The 18,035-nt window shown below is 70.6% G+C and carries 1 protein-coding gene; it reads left to right on the top strand.

Translation table 11 applies throughout. The features are described from left to right. The first annotated feature begins 86 nt into the window (after positions 1-86). On the top strand, positions 87-18,032 hold the full coding sequence (locus L3Q67_RS32215) for a non-ribosomal peptide synthase/polyketide synthase (RefSeq protein WP_499191693.1): 17,946 nt from the start codon (positions 87-89) through the stop codon (positions 18,030-18,032). Positions 18,033-18,035 lie beyond the last annotated feature (3 nt).

Genomic DNA, 18,035 nt, shown 5'->3' on the forward strand with positions numbered 1-18,035 from the left:
CCTCGCGCTACCCCTCTCCCTTTCGCCGCGCTCGAGCGAGCCCGGCGGTCCTCGACGTGTGCCCGGAAGGCCTCCGATCCATGACAGTGCAGGACACCGCAAGAGAAACCACGGCACTACCGCAGCTGTTCGCCCGCCAGGTGGCGCGGACACCGGATGCGATCGCGGTGACCGGCGCCGCCTCGCTGACCTACCGGGAGCTGGACGTCAGGGCCAACCGCCTGGCGCACCGCCTGCGAGAGCTCGGCGTGCGGGACGAGGATCGCGTGGGGCTGCTGGTGGAGCGATCGGCCGAGGTCGCCGTCGCGGAGGTGGCGATCGCCAAGGCCGGCGCGGTCTACGTCCCGCTCGACGCCAGGGCTCCGGAAGCGCGGCTGCGCCGGGTGCTGGCTGAAGCGGGGATCTCCGTACTGGTGACCGATCGGGGCCAGCCGGGACTTCCCGGCGTACCACACCAGTTGGTGACCGATCCGACGCTGGCGGCCGAGTCCGCGGAGGATCCCGGGCTTGCCGTCCACCCCGACCAGCTCGCGTACGTCATGTTCACCTCCGGCTCGACCGGCAAGCCCAAGGGCGTCGCCGTGCGGCACCGCGATGTGGCCGCGCTGGCGGCCGACGCGCGGTTCGCCGGGGACGCGCACGAGCGGGTGCTGCTGCACTCGCCGCCCGCCTTCGACGCGTCGACCTACGAACTGTGGGTCCCGTTGCTGCGCGGCGGCACCGTGGTGGTCGCGCCACCGGGAGAGCTCGGGGTGGAGGACCTGCGCCAGGTGCTTTCCCGGCACGGGGTGACGGCGCTGTGGCTCACCGCGGGCTTGTTCCGGGTCGTCGCGCAGGAGGCCCCGGAGTGCTTCCGCGGGGTTGGAGAGGTCTGGACCGGTGGGGACGTGGTGCCGTCGGCGTCGGTCCGGCGGGTGCTCGAGCACTGCCCGGGGTTGACCGTGGTCGACGGATACGGGCCGACGGAGACCACCACCTTCGCCACCGCCTACCGCGTGCCGTCCACCGGGGTGCCGGAGCAACTGCCCATCGGGCGGCCGCTGGACGAGATGCGGCTGTACGTGCTGGACGCGGCGCTCGATCCGGTGGCCGACGGTGAGCCGGGTGAGCTGCACATCGCCGGAGCCGGGCTGGCGCGGGGCTATTGGGCGCGGCCCGGACTGACCGCGGAGAACTTCGTCGCCGATCCGTTCGCGATGCCGGGCGAGCGGATGTACCGGACCGGTGACCTGGTGCGCTGGAACCGGCTCGGCGAGCTGGAGTTCCTCGGCCGCGCCGACGACCAGGTCAAGGTCCGTGGCTTCCGGGTCGAACTCGGGGAGATCGAGGCAGTCCTCCACGGACATTCCGAGGTCACCGAGGTCGTGGTGGTAGCGCGGGAGGACCGCCCCGGCGTCAAGCGCCTGGTGGCGTACCTGGTCACGAACGACGGCGCGGAACCCGCGGATTTGCGTGCGCTGGCCGCGGCTTCACTGCCGGAGTACATGGTGCCGTCGGCATTCGTGGTGCTGGACCGGCTGCCGCTCAACGACAACGGCAAGGTCGATCGCCGTGGGCTGCCACGCCCCCCGGCCGAAGGGAACCAGTACGTCGAGCCGCGCACCGATGCGGAACGGCGGATCGCCCAGGTGTGGGCGGAGGTGCTGGGGGTCGAGCGCGTCGGTGCCGAGGACGACTTCTTCGCGCTGGGTGGCGACTCGATCCTGAGCGTGCAAGCCCTTTCGCGATTGCGCGCGGTGTTCGGAGTGGAACTTCCCACCAGAGTTCTGTTCGATGCCCGGACCGTCGAGCGGCTCGCCGAGAGCCTGCCGTCCCGGCCTCGGACCGCCGGCGCGGAGCCGATCCAGCCGGTGCCGGCAGGCGTCGAAGTGCCGCTTTCCCCGGCGCAGCGAAGACTGTGGTTCCTGGACGAGCTCTCCGGGAACGCGGGGGCCGAATACAACACCGGCGTCGGCCTGCGCCTGTCCGGACCGCTGGACGTCGCCGCGCTGGCCGGCGCCTTGAACCAGTTGTGCGCCCGCCACGACGCGCTGCGCACCACCTTCGACGAGGTGAACGGGCGGAGCATCCAGCGAATCGCGGAAACGGCGGAAGTCCCGCTCCCGGTTGTCGATTCGGTGTCCGATGTGGACGCCACCGTGGCCGAGGAGCTGAACCGCCCGTTCGATCTCCGGAAGGGGCCGCTGGCCCGTGCGGTGCTCTACCGGCTCGGCGCGGAGGACCACCTACTCCTGCTGTGCCAGCACCACATCGTCACCGACGGCTGGTCCATCGGCCTCCTCACCCAGGAGCTGGTGGACCTCTACGCGGGCGCCACCCCACCCGAACCGCCCCTCCGGTACGCCGATTTTTCGGTATGGCAGTGCGCAACGCTCACCGACACGGCACTCGAACCGCAACTGGACTACTGGCGGCGCACCCTCGACGGCCTGGAACCGCTGGCCGTGCCGACGGACCGGCCCCGGCCGGCGAAGCGGACGACCGCAGGTGCGGTGCACCGGTACCCGCTCGGGCAGCCATTGCTCCACCGGCTCACCGAAGTGGGCCGCGAGCACGGCGCCACCCTGTTCATGACGCTGGCCGCCGCCGTGCAGATCCTGCTGGCCCGGTACAGCGGGCAGCGGGACATCGCGCTCGGTACCGCGGTCTCCGGGCGCCAGCGCGCCGAACTCGAGAAACTGGCCGGATTCTTCGTCAACACGCTGGTCTTGCGGTCCCGGATCGAGAACGAGCAACCTTTCGCCGATTTCCTCGCCGATGTACGGGAGACCGTGCTGGATGCCTTCGCCAACGCCGACGCGCCGTTCGACCGCGTCGTGGACGCGGTGCGGCCGGAACGCGACGCCTCGCGGACACCGCTCGTGCAGGCCGTGGTCGTGCTGCAGAACCCGCTCGTGCGCCCGCGCCAGGTCGGCGGGCTCCGGGTGCGCGAGCAGGACCTGCCCCGCCCGTCGGCGCGGTTCGACCTGGTGGTGGAGTTCTGGCCGCGCGAGGACACCTTCGACGTCGCCATCGAGTACAACACCGACCTGTTCGACGCCGGGACCGTCGAGCGGCTGGCGCGGCAGCTGGAGGTGCTGCTCACCGGCATCGCCGAAAACCCGGCCCGGCCGGTCGCCGAACTGCCCTCGCTCACCAGCGAGGATCGCCGGTTGCTGCTCCAAGAGCACGCCGGCACCGCCGACCCGGTCAGGACGGTCCCCGATCTGTTCGACGAGCAGGCACGCCGGACACCCGACGCCCCGGCGGTCACCGGGCTCGACTATCGCGAGCTGCAGGTCAAAGCCAACCGGCTCGCGCACCACCTGATCGCGCTGGGGGTGCGGCCGGAGGACCGGGTCGGGGTCCTGATGGACCGCTCATCCGAGTTGGTCGTTGCCCTCCTCGCCATCCTCAAGGCGGGCGGCGCGTACCTGCCGCTCGACCTGCGCGCCCCCGCCGACCGGATGCGACGGCTGCTCGATGGCACCGCGCTGCTGCTCACCGACGACTCCTGGCTGGCGGTCGCCGAGGACGTGCACCCGCGTGCCGTCCCGGTGGCCGATCCGGCGGAGTCCGACGACCCCCCGGACGTGCGGCTGGACGCCCGGAACCTGGCCTACGTCGAGTACACCTCCGGCTCGACCGGGGCCCCCAAAGGGGTGGCCGTGCGGCACGCCGACGTGGTCGCGCTGGCCGCCGACCCGAGCTTCGCCGGTGACGCGCACGAGCGGGTCCTGCTGCATTCGCCGCTGGCCTTCGACGCATCCACCTACGAGCTGTGGGTGCCGCTGCTGAACGGCGGCGAGGTGGTCATCGCGTCGCCCGGTGAGCTGGACGTCGACCGCCTGCGCGAGCTGATCGCCCAGCACCGCGTGACCGGGCTGTGGCTCACCGCCGGGCTGTTCCGGCTGGTGGCGCAGGAGGCGCCGGACTGCTTCGCCGGCGTGCGCGAGGTGTGGACCGGCGGGGACGTGGTGCCGGCCGGAGCCGTGCGCCGGGTTCTTGCCGCCTGCCCGGGACTGACCGTGGTCGACGGCTACGGGCCGACCGAGACCACCACCTTCGCGACTTCGTTCCCAATGTCCTCGGCGGACGCCGTGCCGGAGGTGGTGCCGATCGGCGCGCCGCTGGCGGCCATGCGGGCGTTCGTCCTGGACGCCGGGCTGCGCCTGGTTCCGCCGGGCGCCATCGGCGAGCTGTACCTCGCCGGGGCGGGGCTGGCCCGCGGCTACTGGGACCGGCCAGGGGCCACCGCGGAACGCTTCCAGGCGAACCCCTACGGCGAGCCCGGCAGCCGGTGCTACCGCACGGGAGACCTGGTGCGCCGACGCGCGGACGGCCTGTTCGAGTTCGTCGGCCGCGCCGATGATCAGGTCAAGATCCGTGGCTTCCGGGTGGAGCCCGCCGAAGTCGAGGCCGTGTTGAGGGCAGATCCCGCGGTGGCGGAGGCGCTCGTGCTCGCGCGGGACGACTCGGAGCGCAAGCGGCTGGTGGCCTACGTCGTTCCGGCGCCCGGTGCGGTGGCGGATCCGGTGCGGCTGCGTTCGGCGCTGGCCGCCGTCCTGCCCGACTACCTGGTGCCATCGGCGATCGTGGTGCTCGACGCGTTGCCGTTGAGCCGTAACGGAAAGGTGGATCGGGGGGCACTGCCCGCGCCGGTGTTCGACAGCTCCGGCACCCGGCACCTCGCACCACGCACGGAGACCGAACGACTGCTCGCCGGGATCTGGGCCGAGGCGCTGGGCCTGGACGAGGTCGGGATCGAGGACAACTTCTTCGAACTCGGCGGTGATTCGATCGTCAGCATCCAGGTCAGCGCGCGGGCGCGGCGGGCCGGGCTTCGGCTCACCACGAGCGACCTCTTCCAGCACCAGACGATCGCTTCGCTGGCGGCCACGGCCACCACGGCCCCCGTGTCCGCGACGAGCGGGCCGGTGACGGGCAAGGCGCCGCTCACCCCCATCCAGCACTGGTTCTTCGCCACGCAGACCGCTGAGCCCGAGCGGTTCCACCAGTCCATTTCGCTCGAACTCGCCTCGGACGTCGACGAGGACGCGCTGCGCACCGCCCTGTCGGCGCTGGTCGGGCACCACGACGCACTGCGGATGCGGTTCACCCACGTGGACGGCCGGTGGCAGCAGGAGAACGCGCCTTCCGAGCCGGTGGACGTGTTCTCGGCGCGGGCCGATCTCGCGAGCGGACCGTTGCTGCGGGCTTCGCTGTCCGGGAACGTGCTCCGGATGGCGGTGCACCACCTCGTGGTCGACGGGGTGTCCTGGCGAATCCTGCTGGAAGACCTGGACCAGGCCTACCGGCAGGCCGTGCGCGGCGAGGCCGTCGATCTCGGGCCGAAGTCGACCTCGTTCCGCGACTGGGCGTGCCTCCTCGCCGAGCACGCCGCGACGGGAGCCTTCGACGACGAACTGGGCCACTGGCGCGCGGTGGCCGGTGACACCGCGATCCCGGTGGACGGGGACGGGCCGAGCACGGTCGCGTCGGCGCGTTCGGCGACCGTGCGGCTGACCGAGCAGGAGACCACCGCGCTGCTGCGGGACGTGCCGGGCAGCTACCGGACGCAGGTCAACGACGTGTTGCTGGCGGCGCTCGGCCACGTGCTGTGCGACTGGACCGGCCGCGACCGGGTGGTAGTGGACCTGGAAGGCCACGGCCGGGAGGACCTGTTCGACGACGTCGACACCTCACGCACGGTGGGCTGGTTCACCAGCATGTTCCCGGTGACGCTGAGCTCGGCCGGGGACTGGGGCACGGCGCTCAAGGTGGTCAAGGAACGGCTGCGCGCGGTGCCGCGGCGGGGCATCGGCTACGGGGCTCTGCGGTACCTCACCGGAACCGCACCGGAGATCTCACCGCGGGTGAGCTTCAACTACCTCGGCCAGTTCGACCTGCCGGTGACCGAAGGCGGGCCGTACTCGTCCGCCGGCGATCTGGTCCTGGACGCGTGCCCGGTGGAGGTCCGCCCGCACCTGCTCGACGTCGTCGGCCGAATCGACGGGGGTGCGCTGCGATTCGACTGGTTCTTCGCCGAGGGTGTGCACGACCCTGCCACGATCACCGCCCTCGCGCGTGGGCTGGTGGACGCGCTGCGCGGAATCATCCGTCACTGCGCCGAGCCGGGCTCCGGTGGGCGCACGCCATCGGACTTCCCCCTGGCCCGGCTTGACCAGTCCGGAGTGGACAGGCTGGTCGGGGATGGGCGTGCGGTCGAGGACGTCTACCCGCTGACCCCGATGCAAGCGGGCATGGTGTTCCACGGACTGGCACAGGGGGAGCAGCAGGTCTACTTCGAGCAACTGGCCTTCGTGCTCGGCGGGGTGGCGGACCCGCACCGGTTCGGTGAGGCGTGGCAACGGGTGGTGGACCGGACGCCGGTGCTGCGCAGCCGGATCGCCTGGGAGGGCGTACCGGAGCCGCTGCAGGTGGTGGAGTGCGAGGTGGTGCTGCCGATCACCCACCTGGACTGGACCGGACTGTCCGAAGAGGAGCGTGCGGAGGAGTTGCGCCGCTTGCTGGCGGCGGACTCCGCCGAGCGGCTGGAGCTGACGCGGGCGCCGTTGACCCGGCTCGTGCTCGCCCGGTTGCCGGGTGACGAGGTGCAGGTGGTGTGGACGTTCCACCACGTGCTGCTGGACGGCTGGAGCCTGTTCCAGGTGCTCTCCGACGTCGCCGCGCTGATGCGCGGGGATGCCGCGGCGCTGCCCGAACGGCGGCCGTTCCGCGACTACCTCGCCTGGCTGGCCCGGCAGGACGGCCGGCTCGCCGAGGAGTACTGGCGAGGGGAACTCGCCGGCTTCTCCGCGCCGACGCCGCTGCCGTACGACCGGGTGCCCGCGCGTGCTCAGGCGTCCGGTGCCACTGGCCGGTTCGCCGCCGACCTGGGGGAGCCGGAATCCAGCCGCCTGTACGAGTTCGCCAAGCACCACCGGTTGACGGTGAACGCCGTGGTGCAAGGCGCGTGGGCGTTGCTGCTGTCGCGGTACAGCGGGGAGCGCGAGGTCTGCTTCGGCGCGACGATCTCGGGTCGTCCGCCGGAGTTGCCCGGGGTGGACGACATCACCGGCATTTTCATCAACACCCTGCCGGTGCGGGCCGGCGTGGACCGCGAGCGGGGGGTGGTGGAGTGGTTGCGGGAGTTGCAGTCGGCGCAGGCGGAGGCACGCCGATTCGGGCACGTGCCGCTCAACCGGTTGCAGTCGTGGAGCGGACTGCCGGGCGGAACGAACCTGTTCGACAGCATCGTGGTGTTCGAGAACTACCCGATCGACGAACTGGGCCCCGGCATGCGGGTGCGGGAGCTGCAGGCTGCTGAGCGGACCAACTACCCGCTGAGCGTGGTGGTGTATCCGGGTGCCCGGCTGTCACTGGCGTTCGACTACGACTCCTCGCTGTTCGACGCCGCGACGGTGGAGCGGATGGCGGGCTGGTTGCGTGTGCTGCTGGACGGTATCGCGGCGGATGCCGATCGTTCGCTGGGTGGGTTGCCGTGGGTGAGTGGTGCTGAGCGGGAGCTTGTTCTGCGGTCGTGGAATGGGCGTGCTGTTGCCGGGTCTGGGGTGCCGCTGTCTTCGTTGTTTGAGGAGCGGGTGCGGCGTGCTCCTGCTGCGGTGGCGGTGTGGTGTGAGGGGGTGGGGTTGTCGTATGGGGAGTTGAATGCGCGGGCGAATCGTTTGGCGTGGTGGTTGCGGGAGCGGGGTGCTGGGCCGGAGCGGTTGGTGGGTTTGGTGTTGCCGCGGTCGGTGGAGTTGGTGGTGGCTGTGGTGGCGGTGTTGAAGTCCGGCGCCGGTTATTTGCCGATTGATCCTGCTTATCCGGCTGCTCGGATCGAAGGCATGCTGGCCGATGCCGAGCCCGTGGTGGTTCTGGATTCTTTGGAATCGGTGAATGATACGGCTGGTTATCCGGATGCGGATCCGGGTGTAGGGGTTGATCCGGGGAGTGTGGCGTATGTGATTTATACGTCGGGTTCGACGGGGAGGCCGAAGGGGGTGATGGTGTCGCATGGGAATGTGACTCGTCTTTTTGAGGCGACGCGGGGGTGGTTCGGGTTTGATGAGTCGGATGTGTGGACGTTGTTTCATTCGTATGCGTTTGATTTTTCGGTGTGGGAGTTGTGGGGGGCGTTGGTGCATGGTGGCAGGTTGGTGGTGGTGTCGCAGGAGGTGGCGCGGTCGCCGGAGGATTTTGTGGGGTTGCTGGTTGAGCAGGGGGTGACGGTGTTGAATCAGACTCCGTCGGCGTTCTACCGGTTGGTGCATGATGACCGTGAGCTGGCTTTGCGGTATGTGATTTTTGGTGGTGAGGCGTTGGATCCGGGCCGGTTGGTGCCGTGGTTGGAGCGGCGTGCGGGGGTTCCGGCGTTGGTGAATATGTATGGGATTACTGAGACGACGGTGCATGTGACGTATCGGTTGCTGGGGGATGGTGGTGGGGGGATTGGGGTGCCGATTCCGGATTTGCGGGTGTATGTGCTGGATGGGGGGTTGGGTTTGTTGCCGCCGGGGGTGGCGGGTGAGTTGTATGTGGCGGGTGCTGGGCTGGCGCGTGGTTATTTGAACAGGCCGGGGTTGTCGGCTTCCCGGTTTGTGGCGGATCCGTTTGGGGGGCCGGGTGCGCGGATGTATCGCACGGGGGATGTGGTGCGGTGGTCGGTGGGTGGTGAGTTGGAGTATGTGGGTCGTGTTGATCATCAGGTGAAGATTCGGGGGTTCCGGGTCGAGTTGGGTGAGATCGAGGCTGTGTTGAGGGGGCATGTGGATGTGGCTGAGGCGGTGGTGGTGGCGCAGGAGTCGGAGGGGACGCACCGGCTGGTGGCATATCTTGTCGCGCCTCCAGGAAAGGTGATTCCGGGGTCCGCTGCTGTGCGGGAGTTTTTGGGGAGGACGTTGCCGGGGCATATGGTGCCTGCGGTGTTCGTGTCGTTGGATGCGTTGCCGTTGACGGGGAATGGGAAGCTGGATCGGCGGGCGTTGCCTGCGCCGGGTGGGCGGGTGGAGACCGGCATGCGGTATGTGGCGCCGAGGACACCGGTCGAGATCGAGCTGGCCCGCATTTGGTCTGCGGTACTCAACGTGGACCAGGTCGGGGTCGAGGACAACTTCTTCGGCCTGGGCGGCGACTCGATCCTGAGCATCCAGGTCGTCTCCCAAGCTCGCCAAGCCGGGTTGAATCTCCTGCCCGGTGACCTGTTCACCCATCCGACGATCGCCGCACTGGCGATCTCGGTGACGCCCACCGAAGCCGCGGTCGAGCGCGGGCCGGTGAGCGGGGCAGTCCGGCTGACGCCCGCCCAGCGGTGGTTCTTCGAGACGCAGACCGAGGACCCCGGGCACTTCGACCAGCGTGTCCAGGTGTGGTTGGCCGAGCCGGTGGACGAGCAAGCGTTGCGAGCGGCGTTGTCCGCGTTGGTCGAGCACCACGACGCGCTTCGGATGCGGTTCGAACGGATCAACCAGGAGTGGCGGCAGGACAACGCCACCGTGGAAACCGCCGACCCGCTCCGCGACTCCTTCGAGGCGGACTTGGCGACAGGGCCGATGTTGCGGGCCGTCCTTTCCGGACAAGAACTCACCCTCGCGGTGCACCACCTCGTGGTCGACGGCGTGTCCTGGCGGGTGCTGCTGGAGGACTTCCACCGCGCCCACCGCCAAGCCCGGCGTGGTGAGCCCATCGACCTTCCGGCCAGGACGACCTCCTTCCAGGAGTGGGCGGACCTGCTGGCCGAGCACACCGCAGCCGGGCGGTTCGACGACGAACTGGACCATTGGCGCGGCCTGGCCGGGTCCACCGCACTACCGGTGGACGGCGATGGGCCCAACACGGCTGGCGCGGTGCGCGAGGTGACCACCCACCTCGACCAGCAGGAAACCGCGGCTCTCCTGCGTGAAGTGCCGGAGGCGTATCGCACGCAGGTCAACGACGTCCTGCTGACAGCACTCGGCCGGGTGCTGCGGGACTGGACCGGTGAGCAGCGCGTCCTGGTCACCCTCGAAGGCCACGGCCGGGAGCAGTTGTTCGATGGGGTCGACCTGTCCCGGACGGTCGGCTGGTTCACCACGCTGTTCCCGGTGGCGCTCGAAGTCCCCGACGACTGGGGCACGGCGCTGAAGTCGGTCAAGGAGCAGTTGCGGGCTGTACCGAGGCGCGGCATCGGGTACGGCGCCCTGCGTTACCTCGCCGGAACCGCGCCTCGAATCGATCCGCAGGTCAGCTTCAACTACCTGGGCCGCTTCGACGAGAACTCCGGCAGGCTGGAGTCCGCCGAAAGCCCGCGCTCGGCGCGGCCGCACCTGCTGGACGTGGTCGGCCGCGTCGAGGACGACCGCTTGGAGTTCACCTGGTACTTCGCCGACGGCGTGCACCACGAAGGCACGATAACCCGCTTGGCGGAAGCCCTGCTCACCGCGTTGCGCGAGATCATCGCGCACTGCGAGGCCGGTGCGTGGGGTCGAACCCCGTCGGACTTCCCGCTCGCCCGGCTCGACCAGGCGACCGTGGACCAGCTGGCCGACCGGTCGGTGGAAGACCTCTACCCGCTGACCCCGATGCAGGCCGGCATGGTGTTCCACACCCTCTCGAACGGTGATGAGCGGCTCTATTTCGAACAGGTCGCGTTCGTGCTCGACGGGGTGACCGATCCCGGGGTCCTCGCACGGGCTTGGCAGCGGGTTGCCGACCGGACGCCGGTGCTGCGGACGCGAATCATCTGGGAAGGCGTGGCCGAACCCGTCCAGGAGGTGCGGCGGAACGTCCGGGTGCCGATCACCCACCACGACTGGCGAGCGCTTTCCGAGGCTGAGCGCGAGGCAGCCTGGCGGCGAGTGGTCGATGACGACCGCGCGCAGGGGCTCGACCTGGCGGAAGCCCCGTTGCTGCGCCTGGTGCTGGCGAGGCTTTCCGACACCGAGGTCCGTCTGCTGTGGACGTTCCATCACGTGCTGCTGGACGGCTGGAGCGTGTTCCGCGTGCTCTCCGACGTCTTCGCCTGCCACGCCGCGCTGACCACCGGCGAACCCGAGGCGCTGCCGCACCGGCAGCCGTTCCGCGAGTACGTCCGGTGGCTCACCGACCAGGACGACGAGCTCGCGGCGCAGCACTGGCGAGCCGTGCTCGGTGACCTCACCGCCCCGGCGCGACTGCCGTTCGACCGCCCGCCTGCGCGGGCGCACAGCTCCAGCTCGTCGGAGTGGCTCCGGTTGCACCTGGACGAAGAGGCGACCACTGCGCTTCGGGACACCGCCCAACGGGCCGGGCTCACCCTGAACACGATGGTCCAGGGCGCCTGGGCGCTGCTGCTCGCGCGCTACAGCGGCGACCGGGACATCTGCTTCGGCACCACGGTGTCCGGCCGTCCGGTGGATCTGCCGGGCGCGGACGACATCGCGGGCCTGTTCATCAATACCTTGCCCGTGCGCGTCGCGGTCGACGGCACCGCGAACACGATGGCTTGGCTGCGGGACCTCCAGGCCGCACAGGTCGAAAGCCGCCGCCACGGGCACCTGCCGCTCACCCGGCTGCAGAGCTGGAGCGGGGTGCCCGCTGGGGCCGACCTCTTCGAGAGCATCGTGGTGTTCGAGAACTACCCGATCAACGACGAAGCCGCCGCCGAGCACGGTCTGCGGCTGCGGGCGCTGGACGCGGTGGAGACGACGAACTACCCGCTCAGCGTGGTCGCGTCCCCCGGCGAGCAGTTGTCGATCGACTTCGGTTACGACCCGGAGCTGTTCGACGGGACCTCGGCCCAGCGGATGGCCCGGCAACTGGGTGACATCCTCCGCAACCTCGGCGAGAACGCCTCCTGCTCGCTCGACGAGATCGACCTGCTCACCGACGAGGAACGGCGCCAGGTGCTCGTCGAGTGGAACGACACGGCGAATCCGGTTCCACGGGGCACGATTGCCGGGCTGTTCGAGGAGCAGGCGCGGCGCACACCGGACGCCACCGCGGTGGCCTCCGGTGGCGTCGAGCTGAGCTACGCCCAACTGGACGAACGGGCGACCCGGCTCGCCTGGCACCTCGTAGAGCTGGGTGTGGGCGTGGAGGACGTCGTCGGCCTGCTGATGCGGCGGTCGGTCGAGCTGGTGGTCGCCCAGCTCGCGATCGTCAAAGCGGGCGCGGCGTACCTGCCGCTGGACGCCCGCGCTCCCGAGGCACGGCTTCGGCTGCTCTTGGCCCAGGCGGGAACCCGGGTGGTGATCACCGATCCGGCGGGGGAGGGCCTCAGCCGCAGTGTCCACACCGGACACGTGGTGGTGGGCGAGCGGCCGGGGGAGCAGGTGGCACTGCCCGTGGCGCGGCCGGACAACCTCGCCTACGTCATGTTCACCTCCGGCTCCACCGGCGTGCCGAAGGGCGTGTCGGTCCGGCACCGTGACGTGGTGGCACTGGCCTTCGACCGCCGATTCGCCACCGGCGCGCACGAGTGCGTGCTGCTGCACTCACCACAGGCCTTCGACGCGTCCACCTACGAGTTGTGGGTGCCGCTGCTGACCGGTGGGCGCGTGGCGGTCGCCCCGCCCGGTGAGGTGGACGCCGATGTGCTCCGCCGGGCGGTCGCCGAGCACGGGATCACCGGACTGTGGTTGACCGCGGGCCTGTTCCGCCTGCTGGCGCAGGAGGACGCCGAGTGCTTCGCGGGCCTTCGCGAGGTGTGGACCGGTGGAGACGTGGTGCCTGCCGAGTCGGTGCGCCGGGTGCTGCGGGCCTGCCCCGGGGTGACCGTGGTGGACGGCTACGGGCCCACCGAGACCACCACGTTCGCGACCTCGCGGCCGATGTCCGCCGCGGACGCCGTGCCGGAGGTGGTGCCGATCGGCTCGCCGTTGGACAACATGCGGGTCTACGTGCTCGATCGCGCCCTGCGGCCGGTGCCACCCGGTGTGCCCGGCGAGCTGCACCTGGCCGGAAAGGGGCTGGCTCGCGGTTACCTCGGCGAGCCGGGGTTGACGGCCGACCGGTTCCTCGCCGACCCGTTCCGGGCTGGGGAGCGGATGTACCGCACCGGTGACGTCGTGCGCTGGACCGCCGGCGGGGAACTGGAATTCGTCGGACGGGTCGACGAGCAGGTCAAGATCCGCGGCTTCCGGATCGAGCCGAGCGAGATCGAAGCAGTGCTGGCCGCACACCCCGTCGTCAGCCAGGCGGCGGTAGTCGCCAGGCAGGACCAGCCAGGGGTCAAACGGCTGGTGGCCTACGTGGTCTCGGCGTCGAGCGAGCCGGATACCGCGGCACTGCGGGAGTTCCTCGGGCGGGAGCTGCCGGACTACATGGTGCCCTCCGCGATCGTCGTGCTGGACCGATTGCCGTTGACCACCAACGGGAAACTGGACCGCCGCGCCCTGCCCGCCCCGGACTTCACGGAAGCCGCCACCGAGTGGACGGCCCCGCGGTCGGAGGCCGAACGCACGCTCGCCGCGATCTGGAGCGAGGTGCTGGGCGTCGGCGACGTCGGTGTCGAGGCCGACTTCTTCCAACTCGGCGGTGACTCGATCCTGAGCATCCAGGTGGTGTCGCGGGCCCGGCGGGCGGGGCTGAACCTGCTGCCCAAGGACTTGTTCCGCTATCCCACGCTCGGTGCGCTGGCCGCCAACGCGCAGGGCCCGGCGCGCACTCACGCCGAGCAGGGCCCGGTGACCGGCGCCGTGCCGCTCACCCCGATCCAGCACTGGTACTTCCGGAATCAGCCCGAGCGCTTCAGCCAGTCCGTGCTGGTCGAACTCGCCGAGGACGTCGACGAACAGGCGCTGTGCGGGGCGCTGGCCTCGGTGCTGGAACACCACGACGCGCTGCGTCTGCGGTTCGACCAGGAAGACGGCCGCTGGGTCCAGCACAACGCACCGGTGACCGGGGAGGACGTGCTGCAGCCCGGTGAACCCTCCGAAGTGGACTTCGATCTGCGGCACGGGCCGTTGCTGGCGGCGAGGTTGTCCCGGACCGAGCAGGGCAGGCCGCTGCTGTTCCTGGCCGCGCACCACCTCGTGGTGGACGGGGTGTCGTGGCGGGTGTTGCTCGAAGACCTGGACACCGCCTACCGCGGTGGCCGGCTGGGCCCGAAGACCACCTCCTTCCGCGACTGGGCCCATCGGTTCGCCGAGCACACCGCGGCGGGCGGGTTCGACGATGAACTGGTCCACTGGCGGGCCGTGCCGCGTCCAGCAGCAGGGCTGCCGGTGGACCGCCACGGCCCGAACACCCACGATTCGGCACGCACGGTCACCGTGCGGCTCGATCGGGACGGGACCAGGGCACTGCTCCAGGACGTGCCCGAGGTGTACCGGACCCAGATCAACGACGTGCTGCTCGCCGCGCTCGGCCGGGTGCTGGGCGAGTGGACCGGCGACGGCACCACCGTGGTCGATCTGGAGGGCCACGGCCGGGAGGACCTGTTCGAGGACGTGGACACCTCGCGCACGGTGGGCTGGTTCACCAGCATGTTCCCGGTCGCGCTGGAGTCGCCGCCGGACTGGGGCGCGGCGCTGAAGTCGGCCAAGGAACGCCTGCGGGCGGTGCCCCGGCGCGGCATCGGTTACGGTGCGCTGCGCTACCTCGCCGGCACCGCGCCCGAGCTCTTCCCGCAGGTCAGCTTCAACTACCTCGGCCGCTTCGACTGGACGGTGGACGGGCTCTACCAGGCGTTCCACGGGAGCCTGGGCGGGGACGTGGACCCCGCCGCACCGAGGACGCACACCTTCGACGTGGTGGCCAGCGTCGAGCAGGACGAGCTGGCGGTGTCCTGGTCCTACTCGGCGAACCTGCACGACGAGTCCACGATGAACCGACTGGCGAACGCGCTGCTGGCGGCGTTGCGCGGGATCATCGAACACTGCGCACAGCCGGACGCGGGTGGCCGGACCCCCGCCGACTTCCCGCTGGCCGGGCTTGATCAGGCACAGGTCGACCGATTGGCCGGAGATGGGCGCTCGGTCGCGGACATCTACCCACTGACCCCCATGCAGAGCGGCATGCTCTTCCACACGCTTTCGCAGCCCGAGCTGTACTTCGAGCAGGCGACGTTCGTGGTCGAGGGCGCCACCGACCTGGCCGCACTGGGTGATGCCTGGCGGGAAGTGGTGGACCGCACACCGGTGCTGCGGACTTCGTTCGTGTGGAACGGCGTCGCCGAGCCGGTGCAGGTGGTGCACCACGGCGTCACGCTGCCCGTCCAGTACCTCGACTGGTCCGCTCTCTCGGACACCGAACGGGCGGAGGAACTGCGGAAACTGCTGGCCGAGGACCGCGCGCAGGGGCTCGACCCGGCGCGGGCGCCGCTGACCAGGGTCACCTTGGCCCGGTTGTCGGCGACCGAAGTCCAGGTGCTGTGGACCTTCCACCACGTCCTGCTGGACGGCTGGAGCGTGTTCACCGTGCTCACCGACGTGTTCACCGCCTGCTCCGGGCAGCCACTGCCGCCCCGGCCGCCGTTCCGGGACTACCTGGAATGGCTGGGCGGACGGGATCGCGCCGAGGCCGAGCGGTTCTGGCGTCGGGCACTCGACGGCCTGGAGTCGTCGACCCCGCTGCCCTACGACCGGACACCGGCGCGGGCACACGAGTCGTGCTCGGCGGAGTGGATGCCGTTCTCACTGGACGAGGACGAAACGGCGCACCTCGACGAGTTCGTCAAGCGGCACGGGCTCACCGTCAACGTCGTGCTCCAGGGCGCCTGGGCGCTGCTGCTGTCCACCTACAGCAGGCGGCGCGACGTGGTGTTCGGCGCGACCGTCTCCGGCAGGCCCGCGGAGTTGCCCGAAGTGGACGACATCGTGGGCATCTTCATCAACACCCTGCCGGTGCGGGTCGAGGTGGACCCGGGAGCGACGGTGGTGCGGTGGCTGCACGAGCTGCAGTCCGCACAGGCCGAAGCCCGCGGCTTCGACTTCGTGCCGCTCACCAGCCTGCAGAACTGGGCCGGGCTGCCGGGCGGCACGAACCTGTTCGACAGCCTGGTGGTGTTCGAGAACTACCCGATCAAGGACGACACCGGGAACGCTCTGCGGTTGCGCGGGCTGTCCGCGCTGGAGACCACGAACTTCGGCCTCACCGTGGTGGCGTCACCGGGTGAGCGGATGTCGGTGGAGGTCGGCTACGACCCCGCCCTGTTCGACACCGCCACGGTCACCGGCCTCGCCGGCCGGCTGCTCCTGCTGCTGCGGGAACTGGTCGCCGACGCCGACCGGCCGCTGGGCCGGGTCCCGGTGCTCAGCGCCGCAGAAGAGCGACTGGTGGTGCGGGAGTTCAACGCCACCGGTGACGGGCCGCCGGCGCGGTCGCTGCCCGAGCTGTTCGCCGAGCGGGTCCGGGCCCAGCCGGACGCGACGGCGGTCGTGGCGGACGGCGAGGCGCTGACCTACGCGGAACTGGACCGGCGCGCGAACCGGCTGGCCCACCGGCTGCTCACGCTCGGCCTGCGCCAGGAGGACCGGGTCGGGCTGATGCTGGAACGGTCCACGGCGGTCGTGGTCGCCGAACTCGCGATCGCCAAGGCCGGTGGTGCCTACGTCCCGCTGGACGTGCGGGCTCCGGCCGACCGCCTGCGCCGGTTGCTCACGGGCGTGGATTTCGCGGTCACCGACGAAACCTGGTTCGGCACGCTCGACGGGGTGCACGACGGGCACCTGGTCGTGGTGTCCCGAGTGGACGACCAGCCCGACCACGAGCCCGCCGTGGTGGTGGAGCCCGAGCAACTGGCGTACGTGATGTACACCTCGGGCTCGACGGGAGCGCCGAAGGGAGTCGCCGTCCGGCACCGGGACGTGGTCGCGCTGGCGGCCGAGCACCGCTTCGCCGGTGGCGCCCACGAGCGGGTGCTCCTGCATTCGCCGCTGGCCTTCGACGCGACCACCTACGAAATCTGGGTGCCGCTGCTGAGCGGGGGCCAGGTGGTCGTCGCGCCGCCGGAGGAGGTGGACGCGCACGTCCTCCGGCAGGTGATCGCCGAGCACGGGGTCACCGGCGTGTTCATGACCATCGGCTTGTTCCGCGTGCTCGCCCAGGAGTCGCCTGGTTGCTTCGCCGGACTGCACGAGGTCTGGACCGGTGGGGACATCGTGCCGGCGGCCGCGGTGCGCCGGGTGCTGGACCACTGCCCCGGCCTGCGGGTGGCGAACGTCTACGGGCCGACCGAGACCACCACCTTCGCCACCGCGCGGCTGATGGCGGGTTCGGCCGCGGTGCCCGACGTGCTGCCGATCGGCGGTCCGCTGGACGGGATGCGCGCCCATGTGCTCGGGCCGGACCTGTCCCCGCTGCCACCGGGCGTGCCAGGGGAGCTGTACCTGTCCGGCGCTGGTGTGGCACGCGGGTATCTCGGCGCTCCCGGGTTGACGGCTGATCGGTTCGTCGCGGATCCGTTCGGGCCACCCGGGTCCCGGTGTTATCGCACCGGTGACGTCGCGGCGTGGACCGCCGACGGCGAGATCCGCTTCCTCGGCCGGGTCGATCAGCAGGTGAAGCTCCGCGGCTTCCGGATCGAGCCGGGCGAGATCGAAGCGGCGCTGGCCGAGCACCCGGCCGTGGCGCTGGCCGCCGTCCTCGTCCGCGAAGACCAGCCGGGGAGCAAGGTGCTCGTCGCCTACGTGGTGCCGGAAGCGGTGGCACCCGAGGTGACGGAACTGCGGACGTTCCTGGCCCGCACGCTGCCGGACTACTCGGTGCCCTCCGCGTTCGTCGTGCTCGACCGGCTTCCCCTGAACATCAACGGGAAGCTCGACCGGCGCGCGTTGCCCGCGCCGAGCCTCGCGGACGCGGGCAGGGAGTACACCGCGCCCGAGACCGAAACCGAACACGCCGTCGCGGCCATCTGGGCGGAGGTGCTCGGCCTGGAGCGCGTCGGCGTGGACGACAACTTCTTCGACCTCGGCGGGGACTCGATCCGGAGCCTGCACATCGCGTCCCAGGCGAGCGCGGTGTTCGACATCCGGCTGACCCCGCGCGACGTCCTGACCGCCCGCACCGTGGCCACGCTGGCCGAGACGGTCGAGGAGAAGATCCTGCGCGATCTCGAACTCCTCGCGTCCGGCGACCACCAAGACCAGTGAGGA

The organism is Saccharothrix sp. AJ9571 (assembly GCF_021725495.1).
Lineage (GTDB): Bacteria > Actinomycetota > Actinomycetes > Mycobacteriales > Pseudonocardiaceae > Amycolatopsis > Amycolatopsis magusensis.